This window comes from Marinobacter suaedae (assembly GCF_030519635.1).
GTDB classification, from domain to species: domain Bacteria; phylum Pseudomonadota; class Gammaproteobacteria; order Pseudomonadales; family Oleiphilaceae; genus Marinobacter; species Marinobacter suaedae.
In genome coordinates this window covers 1025706-1044631 of sequence record NZ_JAUMIS010000002.1, presented here as the reverse complement: position 1 = coordinate 1044631, position 18926 = coordinate 1025706, and the positions used below count along the sequence as shown (strand labels likewise).

Sequence of the window (18926 nt, the reverse complement as noted above, 5' to 3'; positions counted from 1 at the left end):
GATTCCTGACGGAGACGATTTATGAATGACGTTCAGCTGGTGGAGGACGAGCTTCTCAGGGAAGACAAGGATGGGGCTGTCTATCTGACGTTAAATCGTCCGGATAAATTCAACACCCTGTCCGAATCCTTGCTGGCTTCCTTACAGCGCGAATTGGATAACATCGCCTCCGACCCGGCGGTGCGTTGCGTGGTTATTGCGGCCACGGGGAAAGGTTTCTGTGCGGGGCACGACCTTCGTCAAATGCGTGCCCATCCGGATCATGGTTACTACCAGTCGCTTTTCCGGAGCTGCAGTGGGGTGATGCAGGGCCTGGTCAACCTGCCGGTGCCGGTGATTGCCAGGGTTCAGGGCATGGCGACGGCGGCCGGGTGCCAGCTGGTGGCAAGCTGTGATCTGGCCATTGCCGCCAGATCCGCGACGTTTGGCGTATCCGGCATCAACGTCGGCTTGTTCTGTTCCACCCCCGCTGTGGCCCTGTCCCGAAACATCAACGCCAAGCGTGCGTTCGACATGCTGGTGACCGCTGATTTCATCGACGCAGACACGGCTCTGGACTGGGGGCTGTTGAGTGGTGTCGCTGACGATGCCGACCTGGATGCGACCGTCGCTGCCAAGGTGGCTAAGATTCTCTCCAAAAGCCCGGCGGCGATCAGATTTGGCAAGGCCATGTTCCATCGCCAACGGCAGATGTCGCTGGCGGAGGCCTATGAGTTGGCCGGTGAGGTCATGGCGGACAACATGATGAATGCCGATGCGCAAGAGGGCATAGATGCGTTTCTCGAGAAGCGCAAGCCAACATGGGAGCAACCGGGCCACTGACAACGGCGTGGTTCGGTCCAGCCGAGAGAATGAGCGATGAAGGATGTCAGCCAGTTCGATGAAGGCCTGGATAAGAACGAGGCCAATCACGTACCTCTGTCGCCACTGAGCTTTATCAGGCGAGCTGCGGCCGTTTATTCCGACAGGACGGCGGTGATCTCAGGCGATACACAGTTCACCTGGCAGCAGACGTACGCCCGTTGCTGTCAGCTGGCCTCTGTTCTGAAAAGTTTCGACATCGCCCGGGGCGATACGGTAGCAGCCCTGTTGCCCAATGTGCCCACGATGTATGAAGCCCACTTCGGTGTGCCAATGGTCGGCGCGGTGCTCAACGCCATCAATATCCGTCTCGATCCGGCAACCGTGGCCTTTATCCTGGATCACAGTCGGGCACGGCTCTTGTTGGCCGACCCGGAATTTGCGGATGTGGTTGAGAAAGCTCTTGGTCAAATGGAAGGGGCTCCTCCGATCATTATTAATGTGCCGGATGCCACGCAGGGCCGGCAACCACCGATCAGCGAACTGGACTATGAAACCTTACTGGCCCAACAGCCAGAGACCCCGGCCTGGGCGCTGCCCGGCGACGAATGGGACGCGATCGCCCTTGGCTACACTTCCGGTACCACCGGCAACCCCAAGGGTGTGGTGACTCACCATCGTGGTGCCTACCTGAATGCCGTCAGCAATGTTCTGTCCTGGAGTCTGCCTGCCAGGGTGACCTACCTGTGGACGCTGCCCATGTTCCACTGCAATGGCTGGTGCTTTCCGTGGACGCTGGCAGCCATCGGGGGCACCAGTGTCTGCCTGCGGCGAGTCGATCCGTCCCTCATCCTCCAGCTGATCCGGCAGCACCGGGTCAGTCATTACTGCGGCGCTCCCATTGTTCACGCCATGATTGCCGATGCGGCCCTTGCAGCGGGCGAGACTTTCGAACATCCGGTGGCCGGGCTGATCGCGGGTGCGCCGCCGCCGGCCTCGGTGTTCGAGCGCATGGAAAAAATCGGCGTAGAACTCACCCATGTGTACGGGCTGACAGAGACCTACGGCCCCGCGACCGTATGTCCGAAGCAATACGATTGGGTGGATCAATCGCTTGAAGAGCGCGTCCGGCTCAATGGTCGTCAGGGGGTTACCTATCCGCTGGAGGAGGACGTAACCGTGCTGGACCCGGACACCATGGAACCGGTGCCTGCCGACGGCCAGACCATGGGCGAGATCATGTTCCGGGGCAACATAGTCATGAAGGGCTACCTCCGGAATCCCGAAGCCACCGAGAAGGCCTTTGCCGGCGGCTGGTTCCATTCCGGCGACCTCGCGGTGGTCGAGCCGGATGGCTATATCAAGATCCGGGATCGCTCAAAGGATGTGATCATTTCGGGCGGGGAGAACATCTCTTCTTTGGAAGTGGAGGAGGTGGTTCAGCGGCACCCGGAGGTCGAGTTGGCCGCCGTCGTGGCAATGAAGGATGAAAAATGGGGGGAGGTCCCTGCCGCTTTTGTTCAGTTGCGCTCGGACAGTGCGTTGACCGAAGAGGCGCTGATCGCGTTTTGCAGGGACAAAATCAGTGGTTTTAAAGTGCCCAAGACAGTCATTTTTGGCACGCTGCCCACCACGTCGACGGGAAAAATCCAGAAGTTCCTGCTGCGAAAGCAGCTTGATGACGGCCTCTCGGCCTGACTGGTTGTGTCCCGACTGCCTCCGCTGATTGCGCTGTCTTACTTTGAGGTCGCTGCGCGAACCGGCAGTTTCGCAGCGGCTGCCAAGGAACTCCACGTGACTCCCGCGGCCATCAGTCACCAGATCAAGGCGCTGGAAGATTATCTCGGTGTTGAACTGTTTGTCCGCCATCACCGGCGGGTCAGTCTGACGCCTGCTGCTCGAGTGGCCCTGCCCGAATTGCAGGAGGGATTTCAGGCGTTGGGCCGGGCAGTGGACCGGATTCGCTCCCACGATGAGGCCAGCCTGATCGTCACCGTGTGCTCCGAGCCATTGTTTGCGACGAAGTGGATTGTGCCTCGCCTGCACCGGTTTTACGCCCGTTGCCCGAAAGCCGAAGTCCGTTTGCAGGCCAGCCTGCACACTGTCGATCGCAGCCCGGACACGGCCATTGGCATCAATGATCTCAAGCGTGCGGGTATCGATGTCTCCGTTCGGCTCGGTTACGGTCGCTATACCGGCATCGAGGTGCAGCGTCTTATGGGCGTTGAGCTGGTGCCCCTGAGTACCCCGGAACTTGCCAGCACGGTCAGCGATGTTGGCACACTGGCAGAATGCCCGTTGCTCTGCGACGGTACGCTCTCACGACTGGACAAGCCCTGTGGCTGGCGCCAGTGGTTTCATCAGCAGGGCGTTGATGTCGGTCCTGTGCGTGAGCTTCGGTTCGGTAACGGATTGCTGACACTGGAGGCGGCCATGGCTGGCCAGGGGGTGATGCTCGGCAGCCGGGCGCTTCATCATGGTGAGCTGGCGGCCGGAAAACTGGTGGTTGCCTTTGATCGTCCGCTTGACTGCGGTCTGGCCTACTTCGCGGTCAGTGCCGGGCCCGGTAAAGAGCGCTCAATCGCGACGATGTTCCGGGAATGGTTGCTGGAGGAAGCGCACCTTCCCGGTGCCCAGTGAGCATCTCGAATGCTGCGATCGAACTTGCATGCCGTTCATTCTCTGATTTACTGAATAGACGCAATCTCGGAGGTGTCTCTGCTTCGGTGAGGGGAGTCGTGGTGGCGATTGCACGCTAAATGAATTTCCACCAGACAGGACATCGTTATGAAAAGGTTGCGCCCCACCGCCATTAGAGTGGCTCTGATCAGCTGCTTCGCCCTCGCATGTTCCCTCGCCCACGCTCAGTCGGACAAACCCAACATCCTGGTGATCTGGGGTGATGACATCGGCTGGCAGAATCCCAGTGCTTACCACCGGGGCATGATGGGGTACAAGACGCCCAACATCGACCGCATCGCCAACGAGGGCGCCCTGTTCACTGACTGGTATGGCCAGCAAAGCTGTACTGCAGGCCGGGCGGCATTTATTACCGGCCAAAGCCCCTACCGGACAGGGCTTTTGAAAGTCGGGTTGCCAGGTGCCAAAGAAGGACTGTCGGAGAAGGACCCGACCATCGCCGTGTTGCTCAAGGAACACGGCTACATGACGGGACAGTTTGGCAAGAATCACCTGGGTGATCTGGATGAGATGTTGCCCACCAATCACGGGTTCGATGAGTTCATGGGCAACCTTTACCACCTCAATGCCGAGGAAGAACCGGAGCATCCCGACTATCCCAAGGACCCGGAGTTCAAGGCCCGCTTTGGCCCCGGGGCGTTATCAAGAGTACTGCGGGTGGCGATATCGAGGATACCGGCCCGCTGACCAAAAAGCGCATGGAAACCATTGATGATGAGGTCACGGAAGTTGCACTGGACTTCATGGAACGAGCCCATGCAGAAGATAAACCTTTTTTCCTGTGGTGGAATTCCACGCGTATGCATGTGAATACCCATCTCAAGCCTGAGTCCGAGGGTGTGACCGGCCTGGGGGTGTATGCCGATGGCATGGTCGAACATGATGGACATGTGGGGCAGTTACTCGACAAATTGGATGAGCTGGGGCTGGCTGATAACACCATCATCATGTACTCCTCCGACAACGGTGCGGAAATTTTTGCCTGGCCAGACGGCGGCATGACACCGTTCCGGAACGAGAAGAACTCCAACTGGGATGGTGGCTACCGTGTGCCCACGCTCATCAAATGGCCGGGCGTGATCGAGCCGGGATCCGTCTACAACGATGTCTTCTCACACGAGGATATGTTGCCCACCTTGCTGGCAGCGGTCGGTGATACGGACATCAAGGAAAAGCTGCTCGAAGGCCACGAAGCCATGGGCCGGGATTACAAGGTCCACCTGGATGGTTATAACCTGCTCCCCTATTTCAGCGGGGAGGTGGAAGAAGGGCCCAGGAAGGAATTCTTCTACTGGACCGACGATGGCGACCTGGCGTGCCTGCGCTTCGGCCGTTGGAAACTGGTGTTTATGGAGCAACGGGCCCACGGCTTCGAAGTCTGGCAGGAGCCGCTCGTGACCTTGCGAGTGCCCAAGTTGTTTGACTTGCGCGGCGACCCGTTTGAGCGGGCAGACCACGATTCCGAAAACTACGCCATGTGGCGGTTTGACCGGGCCTTTGCGCTTTTGCCTGGCACCGCCTACGTGTCCAAGCACTTGGAAACCTACAAGGAATTTCCGCCTCGCCAGAAGCCCGGCAGCTTTAATCTGGAGAATGTACTGGAAGTGCTGCAGCAGAATAATGGTGGCTGATTGCCACTTCACTTGACTGCTACGTTACACGAGAGGTGTATGAAAAAAACATGGATTCAGGCGACGTATCGTCGCCTGCCATGGGTTCTGGCGATGGTTTGGTTATGGGGGCAGGCCGGTCCCGTTTATGCGGATCGGCCCGATCCGCCAAAGCTGATCCTGCAAATCACGGTCGATGCGCTTAGGGCAGACTTGCCAGCGCGTTACCGCAGCGTATTGGGGGAAAGCGGATTTCAGTGGCTTTGGGACAATGGGGTTACCTACACCAACGCTAATTATCGCCACGCCAACACAGAAACCATCGTTGGACACGTGTCTCTTGCTACCGGTGCGCCGCCTTCCCGTCACGGGATGATCGGTAACGTCTGGTTCGATCGGGAGCAGGAACGTCTGGTTTACAACATTGAGGATGCCGGCTATCAGCTGCTGACGGTCGGGGCCGATGTGGATGATCAGGCGGAAATAGACCCCACGCAGAAGGCGGCAAAAGTGGACGGCCGGTCGCCCAGAGCGATACTGACCTCTACGTTCAGTGACGAACTGGCACTGCACTCGAACGGGCGGGCCAAAATCTTTGGTGTCTCAGTCAAGGATCGCGGTGCCGTCTCATTGGCAGGGCAGGCCGGTAAGGCGTTCTGGTTTTCCAAAGCCAGTGGCGAGTTTGTGACCAGTACTTATTACTATGATGAGTACCCGCAGTGGGTGATCGACTGGAATGCCAGTAAGCCGCTCGACGCGTACGTTGGCAAGGCCTGGGAATTACTTCTTGAGGCGGATTCCTACCAGTTCGGAACATCCGACAATCAGGATTTTGAAACCGATTTTCCGGGCTTTGGACGGACCTTTCCCCACGCCTGGGGCGCTGCCGATGATAAATATCTGACTACCCGGCTCACCCTCAGTCCGGCCGGCGACGAACTTACGCTCGACTTCGCCAAGGCGTTGCTGGATGCCGAGAGCCTTGGTCAGGATGACGTGACCGACTACCTCGCTGTCAGTTTCTCCTCCACGGACTACGTGGGCCATATCTTTGGTGCATCCAGTCTGGAGCAAGAAGATAACCTTGCAAGGCTGGATCGAACTCTGGCTGATCTTCTGCAGTTCGTGGATGAACGGGTCGGGTTGGAGCACACCCTCGTCGTGCTCTCGGCGGACCATGGCCAGCCAGAAGTGCCCGGGCACATGGAGACGCTGGGTATTACCACGGCCCATTACTTTGATATCGAAGGGCTGGATAAAGCTCCGGCGATTGCGACCCTGAAAAAGGAGTTCGGTATCGGTGAGGAGCTGGTGGAGGCGTTCTTTCCACCCTATCTCTATCTGAACGATAAGGTCATTAGCGATCATGGGTTGGATAAGGCGCAGGTCGAACGAACCCTGGCAGAGACGTTGATGACGTTTGGAGGGATTGCTGTTGCCATACCCAGTGGTGCGTTGCGTTCTGGTCAGTTACCCCGGGCTGCAGCGTTGGATCTGGTGCTGAATAACTACAGTCCCCGCAGGTCAGGGGACATTTATGTAGTGTTTGCTCCCAACGTTTTCATCAACGATTTCGACGGATTGCAGGTGGCATCCACCCATGGTTCGCCCTGGCGGTACGATACTCACGTGCCGGTGATCTTTGCTGGGTATGGCCTTGGATCGAAAACTGTAAGTCGCGATGTCACCCCTTACGACATTGCACCCACGCTTTCTACATTGCTCGGCGCCCGGCAGCCATCCGGTGCCGTTGGCAGGGCGTTGTCGGAAGTTCTGGGTGAGTAGGGCGGCAGTTGACCCTCTAAAGAAAAAAGGAATGTGTTCTCCAGTTGATCTCCCTTGGTGTGGCAGACGGCATTGGTTATGACTGTTGTATGGCCACAGGCCTGTGCGTAGGCTACTGGTAGTCAAGATATTCTGGAGCCAGTATGAGTGCGCGCCGAAAACTTTTGATTGTTGCCCATGCCCCTTCACCGAACACCTTGAAGCTGAGGGAAGCGGCAGAACAGGGTGCCCGCCACGAAGACATTGAGAATGTGGATGTGACCGTTCTGGCCCCTTTTGATGCCGGGCCGGAAAATGTGCTGGCCTGTGATGCGATTATCCTGGGCACTACAGAAAATCTTGGGTACATGAGTGGTGCGCTCAAGGACTTCTTCGATCGCAGCTACTATCCCTGTCTTGAGAAAACCCAGGGCCTCCCGTTTGCCTATTACATCCGGGCGGGGCACGATGGCACGGGTACGCATCGAGCGATTGAAAGCATCACCACAGGGTTGCGCTGGAAACGGGTCCAGGATCCCCTGATCTGCCGCGGTGGATATCGGATCGAGTTTGAGCATCAGTGCCGGGAGCTTGGAATGTACGTGGCGGCCAGTCTGGATGCCGGCTTGATCTGAAAAGAAATGCCTAGCTGGCGTAGCGGTTGTAGAAAGCTTCAATGCGGGACAGGGCGTTATCCACCTCCCGTGAGTAGCATTTCTTTTCCAGGCAGTAGCTGAACTGCAGGCTTAGCCGGTAGCCGGTTTGAAAGCGCTGGCATCGGACCACCTTGGCGCTTACCCGGGATTCACTGATGTACTTGCCATCAAAGTCCAGGCTTATCCGCGAGCCGGTCTCGATGGGGCGGGGGCAGAGAACCGCCATACCATAGCGGTTGAGGTCGAGGCAGGTTACCGTGGTAGGCGACTTGCTGCGTCGAAAAAATCCCCGTTCACGCATCTGCACTTTTAGGCAGGATGCCGGGTATCGTTGCTTGATTCTGCGATCTTTCAATTCCGTGGTCATCGCCGCGCGTCCATGGCTCATTGTTGTTCTTGCCGGTGTTGTCCTTCCCGGACTTGAAACGGGAACCGGAAATAAAGTGTAGATCTGGAACAATTGTCTGAAAACGCCACAGGATGATTTTGTGAGCCAGGTGGCACTTTTGTTGAGCAGGCTAATAAATTGGTCCTGACTCCAATTAGCCGGTCACACGCGACACAGATCGTTGCAGACTCTACAATGTCCGCCCAAAGCGACAAACGTTACAGGATCAAACCTTGAAGTCATTGCCCCTGCACCAGTTGTATAAAGCCTGTGTTCTCAAAGACCTGCCCTTCAAGACTACCCGGCAGCTGGAGCCGCTGTCTGAAATTGTTGGCCAGAACCGGGCCCAGGAAGCCGTGCGTTTTGCCCTGGCCATGCCCCATGGTGGCTACAACGTGTATGCGGTAGGTCGCAATGGGCTGGGTAAGCGGACCATGATGCTTCGTTATCTGGAACATCACGTGGACACCGATCAGCTGGCTCATGACTGGTGCTACGTGGCTAACTTTGATGATCCGCGGGAACCCCGGTTGCTGAAACTGCCTGCCGGGAAAGGCGCGCAGCTCAAGCAGGATGTGGAAAAACTGATGACCCGCCTGGTCAAAGTGGTTCCGCAAACCTTTGACAACGACAGTTTCCTGGAACGTTCCGAGCAATTGAAAAACGAACTTGCCCAGAAGCAGGAAGACGAACTGGAAAAAATCGCGGCTCAGGCAAAGCGAAAGAAAGTAAGCCTGACCGTCACCACGCCGGGCGGTTATCGGCTGGTGGCCATGAACGGTGACGAACCCCACACCGCCGAAACGTTCCAGGCCTTGACAGACGAACAGCGCGCGAAGTTTGAAGAGGACATCAACAAGCTTGAGAAAAGGCTTCGTCAGGTTCTGCGCAAGCTGGCGGACTGGGAACAGGAATATGCCGACAAGCATCAGGCCCTGAACAAGGAAACCCTTGAAGGGGTTTCCGGACACCAGATCGACGAGTTAATCGAGAAGTACAGCGATCTCCCGGATGTTGTCGCCTTTTTCGAGTCTGTTCGTGAGGATATGGCAGAAAATCTCGATGTTTTTCTGGATGAAAACGAAGAGCATGCCGCCATCGCCTATGCCTCGCTCGACAAGAAAATGCCGCGGCGTTATCTGATCAATCTTCTGGTACACCAGAAAACCAACGAGGTGCCGGTGGTGGTCGAGGACAATCCCACCTACCACAACCTGTTCGGCTACGTGGAAAATGTCACCTACAAAGGCACCGTATTTACCGATTATTCACTGATCCGGCCGGGCAGCCTGCACCGGGCCAACGGTGGTTATCTGCTGATGGATGCCATCAAGGTGCTGGAGCAGCCCTACGTGTGGGACGGTCTCAAGCGAGCCATGCGGTCCCGCTCTATCCAGATCAATTCCCTTGAGCGGGAGCTGACCCTGTCGGGCACCATCTCCATTGAGCCGGAAGCCGTGCCACTGGATGTGAAAATCGTCCTGTTTGGCGATCGGGAAACCTGGATGCTGCTGCAGGAATACGACGCGGAGTTCTCGGAATTGTTCCGGGTCACGGCGGACTTTGAGAATGAAATGTACCGCACGGATGAAAGCCAGCTGCTGTACTCCAAGTTTATTGCCAGCCTGGTCAGCGAGAAGAAGCTGCTCCATTGCAGCAACAAGGCGGTGGCGCGGGTAATCGAATACAGCGCCCGGGTGGCTGAGCATCAGGACCGGCTCTCGCTGCACGCGGCCGACATCGCCAACCTGCTGCGGGAGTCGGATTTCTGGGCGCGCCAGGCCGGCGCCAAGCTGATCAGTGATGAGCATGTGGAGCGGGCGCTGGAGAGTGCCCGGTACCGGAGCAGCCGGATTCGTGATCAGCTTTATGATTCCATCCGCGACGGGTCGACGCTGGTGGATACCACCGGTACCCGGATTGGTCAGTTGAACGCGCTCTCGGTGCTGTCTACTGGTGGCTTCGAATTCGGGCTGCCAAACCGAATCACTGCAACCTGCTACTATGGAGATGGGGCAGTGATGGATATTGAGCGGGATGCCAAGCTGGGCGGTAATATCCATTCCAAGGGGGTAATGATTCTTACCTCATGGCTGGCTGCGCATTTTGCTGTTAGAGACCCCATGCATCTTTCCGCGAGCATCACGTTTGAGCAGAACTACGGCGAGGTGGACGGCGACAGCGCCTCGATGGCGGAATTGTGCGCACTGATCTCTTCGCTGGCCGATCTGCCGGCGCGACAGGATCTGGCGATGACGGGGTCGGTGAACCAGTTCGGCGACGTTCAGCCGATTGGAGGCGTCAATGAGAAGGTGGAAGGGTTCTTTGCCACCTGCCAACTCAAAGGTGGTCTTACCGGTACACAAGGCGTGATTGTTCCGCAGAGTAATGTGCAGAACCTGATGCTGGACAGCGAGGTGGTGCAGGCCGTGAGAGACGGTAAGTTCGCAGTGTACGCTGTCAGCCATCTTGAAGAGGCTGTCAGCCTGATGCTCGGCAAGCCGGCAGGCAAGGCGGACGAGAACGGACGGTATCCGAAGCAGAGTGTGTTTGGCATCATTCAGCAACGACTTGAAGCGTTGCGCGAACACGAACGGCAGGAAAGTGCCCGGGACGAACACAAGGATCCCTCGATCCACTGAGGGACCGGATAAAAAAAGGACAGGAGAGAACACTCACATGACTGATATCCAGCAGACCGTATACGTAGTAGAAGACGATGAAGCAGTTCGTGATTCATTGGAGCTGCTGCTGAAATCCGACGGTAAATCGGTTAAGCCCTACGAGAACGCCATGGCTTTCCTGAAGGACTATTCCGACCAGATGGCCGGATGCATTGTGCTGGATATCCGCATGCCGGGTATGGATGGGATGGAGTTGCAGAAGAAGCTGAACGAAAAGCATTCCATTCTGCCCATTATCTTCGTAACCGGCCATGGCGATGTGCCCATGGCGGTTGATGCCATGAAAGAAGGTGCCGTGGATTTCATCCAGAAGCCCTACCGGGAAGAGGCCCTGCTGGAAAAAATTGAGGCGGCGCTGGCCCAGGACCGCGAGCAGCGTAAATCCCTCGACGAAAAGCAGGAAATCATCCGTCGCATCAAGACCCTCACCCCACGCGAGCATGAAATCATGGATCGAATGATTGCCGGGCAGGCCAACAAGGTGATCGCCATTGAACTGGAGATTAGCCAGCGAACGGTTGAGATCCATCGTTCCCGCGTCATGCACAAAATGGGTACCCATTCACTGGCCCATCTGGTTCGTATGGTATTGTCCGTAAAGGACCTTATCGACGCGAGGTGATGTTGCCGTCATGATACGGAGACGTTTCTAAACCGGCCCCGTTAATATGACTGAATCTGTCAGTGCGAACTCGGAGGTGACGGTTCTGTTGGTGGACGACAATCCGCAGAACCTCAAAGTCCTCTACGAGACCCTGAAAGACAAAGGCTACCGCCTGCTGATCGCCAATGAAGGCGAAAAAGCGTTGGATCTTGCCCACCGGCATCAGCCGGAAGTGATTCTGCTCGATATCATGATGCCGGAAATGGACGGTTATGAGGTGTGTCAGCGCCTGAAAGCCGATCCCGCCACCGCCGACTGTGCGGTGGTGTTCTTATCTGCTCTTGATGATCTGCAAGCCAAAGTAAAAGGCTTCTCCCTGGGGGGGGCTGATTATATCTCCAAGCCGTTCCAGTCCCTGGAAGTGATTGCCCGGGTGAAGACCCACGCGCAGGTCATTCGCCTTGAGCGCCAGTTGCAGGCTCGCAACCGTGAACTTCAGAGTGACCAGACTCGGATTCTGAACTCCATCAGCGAGGGCATTTATGGTCTGGATGAGCACGGCAACATCGAATTCGTGAACCCTGCCGCGGCACTGATCGCCCGCAGTACCGTGGATGAACTGGTTGGCCGCAATTTTTTTGAGCTGCATTTCCCAGACTCGCAGGAAGCCGACACACTTCCGGTGCAGGCCACCTGTCGCCAGGGCGTGGCCGAAAACCAGCGCAACATTCCCATGGCCCGGGTCGATGGCAGCCGGTTCCCGGCAGAGTATCGGGCCACGCCCAAATTGGACAACGAAGAGTTGCATGGTGCGGTCGTTGTCTTCCGTGACATCACCACGGACCTGGAAAACGAAGCCGCACTGGAAGAGGCGCAGGCTCTGGTTCAGGAGCAGCGGGACCAGTTGGCCCATACCTCGCGCCTGACCACCATGGGTGAAATGGCGGCCGGCTTTGCCCATGAGGTGAATCAGCCGCTAACGGCCATTACCAATTATGCCCGCGTCGCCAAACGCATCATGTCGAAGCAGGAAGCCCCTGACATGTCGCTGCTGGCCGAAACCATGGACAAGATCGAAGCTCAGTCACACCGGGCGAGCGAAATCATTCGCCGTATTCGTCGGTTTGTGAAGAAACCGGCGACCGGCAAGGAAATTCTCTCTGTGCCCGCCTTGCTTGAGGACACGCGCCAGTTTGCCGAGGTAGACATGCGCAACAACGAAGGTGGCATTGAGCTGATGGTTCCGGACGCTCTGCCGGACGTGTTGGCCGACCCGATTCAGGTTCAGCAGGTGGCCCTGAATCTGATTCGCAATGCGCTGGAAGCCAGCCGAAGTGCGGACGTGGTCGAGCCGGTCAAGGTCAGTGCGGAACTGGATGGAGCCGGCTGTGTCCGTGTTCAGGTTCGGGATCATGGCGTTGGTCTGCCGGAAGATGCGGAAGAAAAGCTGTTCTTGCCGTTCTACACCACCAAATCCGACGGAATGGGCATTGGCCTGGCCACATGCCGTTCGCTGATTCAGGCGCAAGGTGGGGACATAGGGTTTGATCGTCCCGAGGACGGCGGGGCCTGCTTTTATTTCACACTGCCCGTAGCTGGTGAGGAAAGAGCCCTCTCTGCGGCGAATGGGGCGGAGTAACCGCCCCGGCTTGACGAATTAACGTTCGTTTACAGCCATTCGATGCTGCCCGTCAGATGTGGAGCATCCCCTTTCTCGTTCAGTAACTGGAATGGCCACTCGTCAGGCCCCGTTTGCCAGTTCAGTATTGCCTGGCCCGGCAACAACACCGGTTTCCTGAATTTACAGTTCACCCGCATCGGGCCATCTTGCCATTCAGCCTGTGCCTGCAGGGTGGCCAGCGCCCGGGCCTTGCTCCACATCCCATGGGCGATGGCTTTCGGAAAGCCAAACGCTTTGGCCGTCAGGGCGTACAGGTGTATCGGATTGCTGTCGCCGGAGACGCGTGCATACTGGCGGCCCGTATCCGCCGGGGCGACGATCCGCTGTTGATGCGGATAGTTCGGCAGTGCTGGCCTCGTCTTATCGCCGGACGGTTTGCATCCTTTTTCCGCGGGCAGTCGGTAGAGAATCACGCTGGTTTCTTCCCATACTTTGTCGCCAGAGGCGATGGCGTCCGTGCGCAGCTCAAACTCGATTCCACGGTGTGTGCGCGTCTGTCCACCAAGGTGGACGTGAGTGTCCAGAGGCTCTCCAGCACCAATTTGCCGATGCTGCATAATCGTGTTCTCCAGATGCACGAGCCCCAGAAGGGGAAGTGGGAAATCCCGTTCCGTCAGGACTCTCATCTGCAGGCTAAACGCCATGATGTGGGGCCAGGTTATCGGGAGATAGCGGCTGTCGGGAAAACCGCACAGTTGGGAGTAGCGGTGCAAGTTTCGCGTTGCTGTGTGGGCGCCAAGCAGGCTGGCGGAAAGAGCCGGTAATTCAATGTCCCTGGTCGGTGAGCCGCGGCCGGGCCGCAGTGCTCTGGCATACAGAGGCAGCAGGTTGGGAGTGGTCGAGTAATAGGTTGGGGCGTCAGACATATCCGTGTTCTCCAGGGCGGTATTTGTTCCAAATCTGTGCAGTCTATCCGGATCAGTGAGTACCGGTCATGGGCATGTTTTGGTACAACTGTGCGTCTGTGGCCTGATATGCTCTAATATCGGGCATAAGTCCTGAAAACTTCAGAGTAGGTGACCTTCAGTCTGGCAAACGCGGCCAGTCTGAGCATTGACTTGGCGTGCCCCGGCATAGGTCTGTCGGGTCAAAGTGGAATTAAACAAAAAAAAGCGGGATGTTATGCAGGAACTTCGTGACGCAGGAGTGATGTTGCGCCTGATTTACGAGGCGATGAAAAAGCACGGCATAGACACCGATGCTATTTTCACCCGCCTGGGCGTGGATGAAAATTACGTTTACACCGAGCATCTGCGTACCCCCCACAGCGCGCAGCTCTATTTCTGGCAGGTTGTTGAGGACGTCTCCGGAGATCCTGACATCGGTCTGCACCTCGGCCAGCGCTTGCCGGCTTACAAAGGCCAGGTGCTCGAGTACCTTTTTCTGAGCAGTCCCAATTTTGGTGAGGGCCTTCGCCGTGCCCAGAACTACCAGCGCCTGCTGAGTGACGCCGCCAAAACCGATTTTTTCATCGAGGGCGATAACGCCTGCATGGTTCTGGATACCGCCTCCGAGGATGTCCGGCGCCTGAAGCACTTCAACGAATGCTTCGTGCTGGGGCTGATTACCTTCTTCCGCTCGATTACCGATGGTTCCTTCCAGCCGACCCGTGTGGAGTTCGAGCATGAGCGTGAAGAGCGTCAGGACCATGTGGCGGAAGTGTTGGGCTGCGAGGTGGTTTTTGGCGCCACGGAAAACCGCCTGTATTTCCCGGCCAGTGCGCTGGCCCATCCGTCGCCTCACGCCGAGCCCGAGCTGCTGGATCTTCATGAGCGTTTCGCCAGTGAGCAGGTGGCTCGTCTGGAGAAAAAAGACATCGTTGGCCAGGTGGAACGCATCGTGGCGGAGCTGCTGGATAGCGGTGAGGTGACTCTGGATGCGGTTGCCGAGCGTCTGGGGATCAAGGCGCGCACGCTTCGTACCCGTCTGACCGAGGCGGAAACCAGCTTTAATCAGGTGCTGGCGGATTTCCGCTACCGGCTTGCTCGTCAGCTGCTGGCGACCACCGATGAGTCCATTGACGAAATCGTTTATCTGACCGGATTCTCGGAGCCGAGCACCTTCTATCGGGCGTTCAAACGCTGGTCGAATATGACGCCAATCGAGTACCGGAAAACGGCGCAGGGCAAGGACGCGCTGGTTGACGCCATGTAGGAAAACCGGGGCGCAGAAGCCCTGGGAATTTTTTTCTGAAAAAGCGTTGACATAATCAAGGGCGTCTATATAATGCGCCCTCGTTGTCACCGAGCACTCTCGCTCGAGAATGCAGGCCCGGACAGGGGTTATCGGTGGTGAACAACGCGGAGCGGTAGTTCAGTTGGTTAGAATACCGGCCTGTCACGCCGGGGGTCGCGGGTTCGAGTCCCGTCCGCTCCGCCATTTTTTCTCCCCTCGCTTACTTCTTTTCCTTTTTGTTGTCTCAGATCATTTCACCACCATTTTCTCACGCAGTTTCTGAAGTCGTAACTCCATCGTCATGAATGTTGGCTAAACTTTCCTGTGAATCAAAAGCTAGGAGAGCGACATGTCTGACTACATTGAGGAGCTGCTTGAGAGCCAGTTCGAAGAGTTTGATGACGACGACGGTTATGACGACGCCGTTGAAATCTGGGGTGCCCCGGAATAATCGTTTCGGTCCCTCGAAGAAAAAGCTCATTCAGCGATTTATTTTTTTTTCCGTTCCAGCCGTTTCCGGTGTTCACCGGGGCTGATGTCATACCAACGGCGATAGGCCTTATGGAAGGCCGGTGGGTTGGCAAAGCCCAGCAACCACGCGATTTCTGACAGTGACGTGGTGGTTTCCCGGATGTAGTCGGCTGCCAGTTGTTTTCGCGTTTGATCTACCAGTGTTCTGAATCCCGTGCCCTCGGCTGTTAACTGGCGCTGCAGTGTCCAGGGCGTCAGGCCCAGTTTGGTGGCAATGGTATCCAGGTCCGGTGTTTCCCCCTGCATCAGTGGTGTCAGTAAATGCTGCACGCGGTCTGAGGTGCTCCATCCCCGTTCAATCAAAGTCATTTCCTGTTCACAGAGGTCGATCAGGCTGGCGTGCATGGCCGGCTGCGCTTCCAGCGACGGCGCTGTCCATACGTCCTGCTTCAATGTGATGGCATTCTCGCTCGCGCCGAAGTGAACAGGGCAGCGGAACCAGCTTTCAAACAGCTCGTCCTGTCCAATCGAGGGGTATTCGATCTCTACCCGCTCCAGTACTTCGTATCGACCGGTCACCGTTCGGACAAACTGGGTCCAGCCTGACAGCACCGAATCCACCACAAAAAAGTTGAAGCTGTTGTAGGGACGGATGGAGTAGAACGCTGCTTGCCGGGTCGCGGCGCGAACGGAAGGTTTACCGCGGCTGTTCTGGCTGGTCAGCAACGAGTAACGGATGAGGGTGTTCAGGGCCTCTCCGACCGTGTTGGCGGATTGGCCTGCGAGTCCTGCAATACCGGCATCCACGGGGCGGGTGAGGGCCCCCATACGGATGCCCAGTGCCGGGTTCCCGGTGTGGCCAATGGCCGCATGACCCAGGCGCATAAAGCGGGGAATGCTGATTCTTGCGGCCGCAGAATTCAGCGTTTCCTCACTCAGGCTGAATTCGTTCATCAGGGATTCCGCATCTGCCCCCTCGGCAGCGGCTGCCCGAAGCAGCACGGCAGCGTACAGCACGCTGATGTCGCCAAGTACGTTGCTGGATTTGGGTGGAATGAGGTGGCTTGTTGTCATCTGGTTATTGTCGGACAGGTTGTTCAAAGATAGCAAATTGTAGTTTGGGGATATTGTTGGCTGGTCGGATGGTGAGTAAGTTAGTCCGCATTCCGTATTCCCGGATCTCGTTTTGGGTCCGGAAGCCTGACAACAAGGAGATCAATCATGACCGATACCACCGCACCGGGTGTTGCCAAGTACCCGAACCTGCTGAAGCCGCTGGACCTGGGGTTCACCACGCTGCGCAACCGTACCCTGATGGGCTCCATGCACACAGGTCTGGAAGAGGCCAGGAATGGTTTCGAGCGCCTTGCGACTTTCTATGCCGAGCGTGCCCGCGGCGGTGCAGGCCTGATCGTTACAGGTGGTATTGCTCCGAATGTTGAGGGTGGGGTGTTTCAGCACGCCGCCAAGATGACGACCGACGATGAGGTGCAAAAGCACAAGATCATCACCCAGGCGGTCCACGAGGCCGATGGCAAGATCTGTATGCAGATCCTTCACGCTGGCCGCTATGCCTACTCGCCGGAGCTGGTGGCTCCGTCCGCCATCCAGGCTCCGATCAACCCGTTCAAGCCGAAAGAGCTGGACGAGGAGGGTATCGAGAAGCAGATCCAGGACTATGTGACCTGTGCGGCCCTGGCCCAGAAGGCGGGCTACGATGGCGTCGAAATCATGGGATCTGAAGGCTACTTCATTAACCAGTTCATCGTCTCCCACACCAACCAGCGTACTGACCGCTGGGGTGGAAGCTACGAGAACCGCATTCGCCTGCCGCTGGAGATCGTTCGCCGTGTCCGCGAGGAAGTGGGCGAGAATTTTATCCTGGTGTATCGATTGTCCATGCTGGATCTGATTGAAGACGGCAGCACCTGGGAAGAAGTGGTTCACCTGGCCAAGGAAATCGAAAAAGCCGGTGCCACCATCATCAATACGGGTATTGGCTGGCACGAAGCGCGGGTACCGACCATTGCCACGTCCGTACCTCGTGGTGCGTTCACCAAGGTGACCGCACGCCTGAAGGGCGAAGTGAGCATTCCGCTGGTGACCACCAACCGTATCAATATGCCGGACGTGGCGGAGAAGATTCTGGCTGAAGGCGATGCGGACATGGTGTCTATGGCCCGTCCGTTCCTGGCGGATGCCGATCTGGTTCTGAAGGCGGCGGAAGACCGCGCTGATGAGATCAACACCTGTATCGGGTGTAACCAGGCCTGCCTGGATCATACCTTCAGTGGCAAACTGACCTCTTGCCTGGTGAACCCACGCGCTTGTCACGAAACCGAGCTGACCTGGGTGAAGACCGCGAGCCCGAAATCCTTTGCCGTCGTGGGCGCCGGCCCTGCAGGCCTGGCGTTTGCCTCGGTTGCAGCAGAGCGTGGCCACAAGGTCACCCTGTTCGATGCCGGTAGTGAAATCGGTGGTCAGTTCAACATAGCCAAGCGCATTCCGGGCAAGGAAGAGTTCTACGAAACCCTGCGGTACTTCCGGGTGATGCTCGACAAGCACGGGGTAGACGTTCGCCTGAACACCCGCGTTGACGTGGATGACCTGAAAGCTGGTGGCTTTGATGAGGTGGTCTTGGCCACCGGTGTTGAGCCTCGCACGCCGGAAATCGAGGGTATCGACCATCCGAAAGTCATTGGCTATCTGGATGCGATTCTTGGACGCAAGCCGGTGGGGCAGAAGGTTGCTGTGATCGGTGCCGGTGGTATCGGCTTTGATGTGTCCGAGTTTATTGTTCACAAGGGCGATTCCCCGTCCCTGGATACCGGCCACTTCATGCGTGAGTGGGGTGTGGACCTGAGTGTCGAGCACCGCGGTGGTATCAAAGGTGTGCAGCCTGAGCTGCCAGAGCCGGCCCGTGAGGTTTACCTGCTGCAGCGCAAGGCCTCCAAGGTCGGTAAGAACCTCGGTAAGACCACAGGCTGGATTCACCGCACCTCCCTGAAACACCGTAATGTGCAGATGGTGCCGGGCGTGACCTACCGGAAGATCGACGATGAAGGTCTGCACGTGACCATCACGCCGAAAGGTGCGGAGCAAGGTGAAGATCGTGTACTGCCGGTCGATACGGTCATCATTTGTGCCGGTCAGGAGCCGCTGCGCGAGCTTCAGTCTGGGTTGGAATCGGCCGGTCTGGCCGTGCACCTGATTGGTGGTGCGGATGTGGCGGCAGAGCTGGACGCCAAGCGGGCGATCGATCAGGGCACGCGCCTGGCCGCCGAGCTTTGAGACAGGGTTCCCCGTGACACAAAACGTTGCAGTTTTCTCCTGTGCACGGAAAACTGACTGGCTAGACTGGTAATCAAAGAACTAGCCACATGGCGGGCCGC

The 18926-nt window shown here is 57.3% G+C and carries 13 protein-coding genes, 1 tRNA gene and 1 pseudogene; 12 read left to right on the top strand and 3 right to left on the bottom strand.

Annotated elements, in window-relative coordinates; translation table 11 throughout:
• Positions 1-21: 21 nt before the first annotated feature.
• The 6 genes and pseudogenes from QVZ43_RS13585 (at position 22) to QVZ43_RS13560 (ending at position 7510) form a co-directional block, all read left to right on the top strand.
• The gene (locus tag QVZ43_RS13585; RefSeq protein WP_302910357.1) at positions 22-822 is read left to right on the top strand and encodes an enoyl-CoA hydratase; all 801 of its coding nucleotides are present in this window, start codon (positions 22-24) and stop codon (positions 820-822) included.
• 36 nt (positions 823-858) lie between these two features.
• Complete coding sequence (locus QVZ43_RS13580; RefSeq protein ID WP_302910356.1) at positions 859-2499, top strand: acyl-CoA synthetase; 1641 nt, start codon at positions 859-861, stop codon at positions 2497-2499.
• A 6-nt stretch (positions 2500-2505) separates the two neighbouring features.
• Complete coding sequence (locus QVZ43_RS13575) at positions 2506-3441, top strand: LysR family transcriptional regulator (protein WP_302910355.1); 936 nt, start codon at positions 2506-2508, stop codon at positions 3439-3441.
• Between the two features lie 147 nt (positions 3442-3588).
• A pseudogene (locus QVZ43_RS13570) lies at positions 3589-5132 on the top strand (arylsulfatase).
• Positions 5133-5171: 39 nt separating this feature from the next.
• Positions 5172-6896 (top strand): alkaline phosphatase family protein, encoded by a 1725-nt coding sequence (locus QVZ43_RS13565; RefSeq protein WP_302910354.1) that lies wholly within the window; start codon positions 5172-5174, stop codon positions 6894-6896.
• Between the two features lie 143 nt (positions 6897-7039).
• Complete coding sequence (locus QVZ43_RS13560; RefSeq protein ID WP_302910353.1) at positions 7040-7510, top strand: flavodoxin family protein; 471 nt, start codon at positions 7040-7042, stop codon at positions 7508-7510.
• Between the two features lie 10 nt (positions 7511-7520).
• On the opposite strand, the gene QVZ43_RS13555 is transcribed toward QVZ43_RS13560, so the two are convergent.
• Positions 7521-7919: a PilZ domain-containing protein gene (locus QVZ43_RS13555; protein WP_223793043.1), complete on the bottom strand. Its 399-nt coding sequence runs from the start codon at positions 7917-7919 to the stop codon at positions 7521-7523.
• Positions 7920-8152: 233 nt separating this feature from the next.
• Between QVZ43_RS13555 and QVZ43_RS13550 the strand changes: the two genes are divergently transcribed.
• The 3 genes from QVZ43_RS13550 to QVZ43_RS13540 are packed head-to-tail and all read left to right on the top strand — an operon-like array spanning position 8153 to position 12846.
• Positions 8153-10561 carry a Lon protease family protein gene (locus QVZ43_RS13550; RefSeq protein WP_302910352.1) on the top strand — a complete coding sequence of 803 codons (2409 nt, stop codon included), beginning with the start codon at positions 8153-8155 and terminating at the stop codon, positions 10559-10561.
• Positions 10562-10598: 37 nt separating this feature from the next.
• The gene (fixJ, locus tag QVZ43_RS13545; protein ID WP_302910351.1) at positions 10599-11225 is read left to right on the top strand and encodes a response regulator FixJ; all 627 of its coding nucleotides are present in this window, start codon (positions 10599-10601) and stop codon (positions 11223-11225) included.
• Between the two features lie 46 nt (positions 11226-11271).
• Positions 11272-12846, top strand: a complete 1575-nt coding sequence (locus QVZ43_RS13540) for an ATP-binding response regulator (RefSeq protein ID WP_302910350.1) — start codon at positions 11272-11274, stop codon at positions 12844-12846.
• 29 nt (positions 12847-12875) lie between these two features.
• Here the strand turns inward: QVZ43_RS13540 and QVZ43_RS13535 are convergent, their stop codons facing one another.
• The gene (locus tag QVZ43_RS13535; protein WP_302910349.1) at positions 12876-13754 is read right to left on the bottom strand and encodes a MaoC family dehydratase; all 879 of its coding nucleotides are present in this window, start codon (positions 13752-13754) and stop codon (positions 12876-12878) included.
• Between the two features lie 256 nt (positions 13755-14010).
• Here QVZ43_RS13535 and QVZ43_RS13530 point away from each other — a divergent pair, with 256 nt between their 5' ends.
• Both QVZ43_RS13530 and QVZ43_RS13525 read left to right on the top strand, forming a co-directional pair.
• The gene (locus QVZ43_RS13530) at positions 14011-15042 is read left to right on the top strand and encodes an AraC family transcriptional regulator (RefSeq protein ID WP_223793048.1); all 1032 of its coding nucleotides are present in this window, start codon (positions 14011-14013) and stop codon (positions 15040-15042) included.
• A gap of 148 nt (positions 15043-15190) precedes the next feature.
• Positions 15191-15267: transfer RNA gene (locus tag QVZ43_RS13525), tRNA-Asp, on the top strand.
• A 285-nt stretch (positions 15268-15552) separates the two neighbouring features.
• Here the strand turns inward: QVZ43_RS13525 and QVZ43_RS13520 are convergent.
• Complete coding sequence (locus tag QVZ43_RS13520) at positions 15553-16608, bottom strand: AraC family transcriptional regulator (protein WP_302910348.1); 1056 nt, start codon at positions 16606-16608, stop codon at positions 15553-15555.
• A gap of 147 nt (positions 16609-16755) precedes the next feature.
• Between QVZ43_RS13520 and QVZ43_RS13515 the strand changes: the two genes are divergently transcribed.
• Positions 16756-18825: an oxidoreductase gene (locus QVZ43_RS13515; RefSeq protein WP_302910347.1), complete on the top strand. Its 2070-nt coding sequence runs from the start codon at positions 16756-16758 to the stop codon at positions 18823-18825.
• The last annotated feature ends 101 nt before the right edge of the window (positions 18826-18926 follow it).

Bases quoted from the DNA above. Each gene is read 5' to 3' on its own strand.
- QVZ43_RS13585 (WP_302910357.1), top strand. From the start codon at position 22: ATGAATGACGTTCAGCTGGTGGAGGACGAGCTTCTCAGGGAAGACAAG.
- QVZ43_RS13580 (WP_302910356.1), top strand. From the start codon at position 859: ATGAAGGATGTCAGCCAGTTCGATGAAGGCCTGGATAAGAACGAGGCC.
- QVZ43_RS13565 (WP_302910354.1), top strand. From the start codon at position 5,172: ATGAAAAAAACATGGATTCAGGCGACGTATCGTCGCCTGCCATGGGTT.
- QVZ43_RS13560 (WP_302910353.1), top strand. From the start codon at position 7,040: ATGAGTGCGCGCCGAAAACTTTTGATTGTTGCCCATGCCCCTTCACCG.
- QVZ43_RS13555 (WP_223793043.1), bottom strand. From the start codon at position 7,919: ATGAGCCATGGACGCGCGGCGATGACCACGGAATTGAAAGATCGCAGA.
- fixJ (WP_302910351.1), top strand. From the start codon at position 10,599: ATGACTGATATCCAGCAGACCGTATACGTAGTAGAAGACGATGAAGCA.
- QVZ43_RS13540 (WP_302910350.1), top strand. From the start codon at position 11,272: ATGACTGAATCTGTCAGTGCGAACTCGGAGGTGACGGTTCTGTTGGTG.
- QVZ43_RS13535 (WP_302910349.1), bottom strand. From the start codon at position 13,754: ATGTCTGACGCCCCAACCTATTACTCGACCACTCCCAACCTGCTGCCT.
- QVZ43_RS13530 (WP_223793048.1), top strand. From the start codon at position 14,011: ATGCAGGAACTTCGTGACGCAGGAGTGATGTTGCGCCTGATTTACGAG.
- QVZ43_RS13520 (WP_302910348.1), bottom strand. From the start codon at position 16,608: ATGACAACAAGCCACCTCATTCCACCCAAATCCAGCAACGTACTTGGC.
- QVZ43_RS13515 (WP_302910347.1), top strand. From the start codon at position 16,756: ATGACCGATACCACCGCACCGGGTGTTGCCAAGTACCCGAACCTGCTG.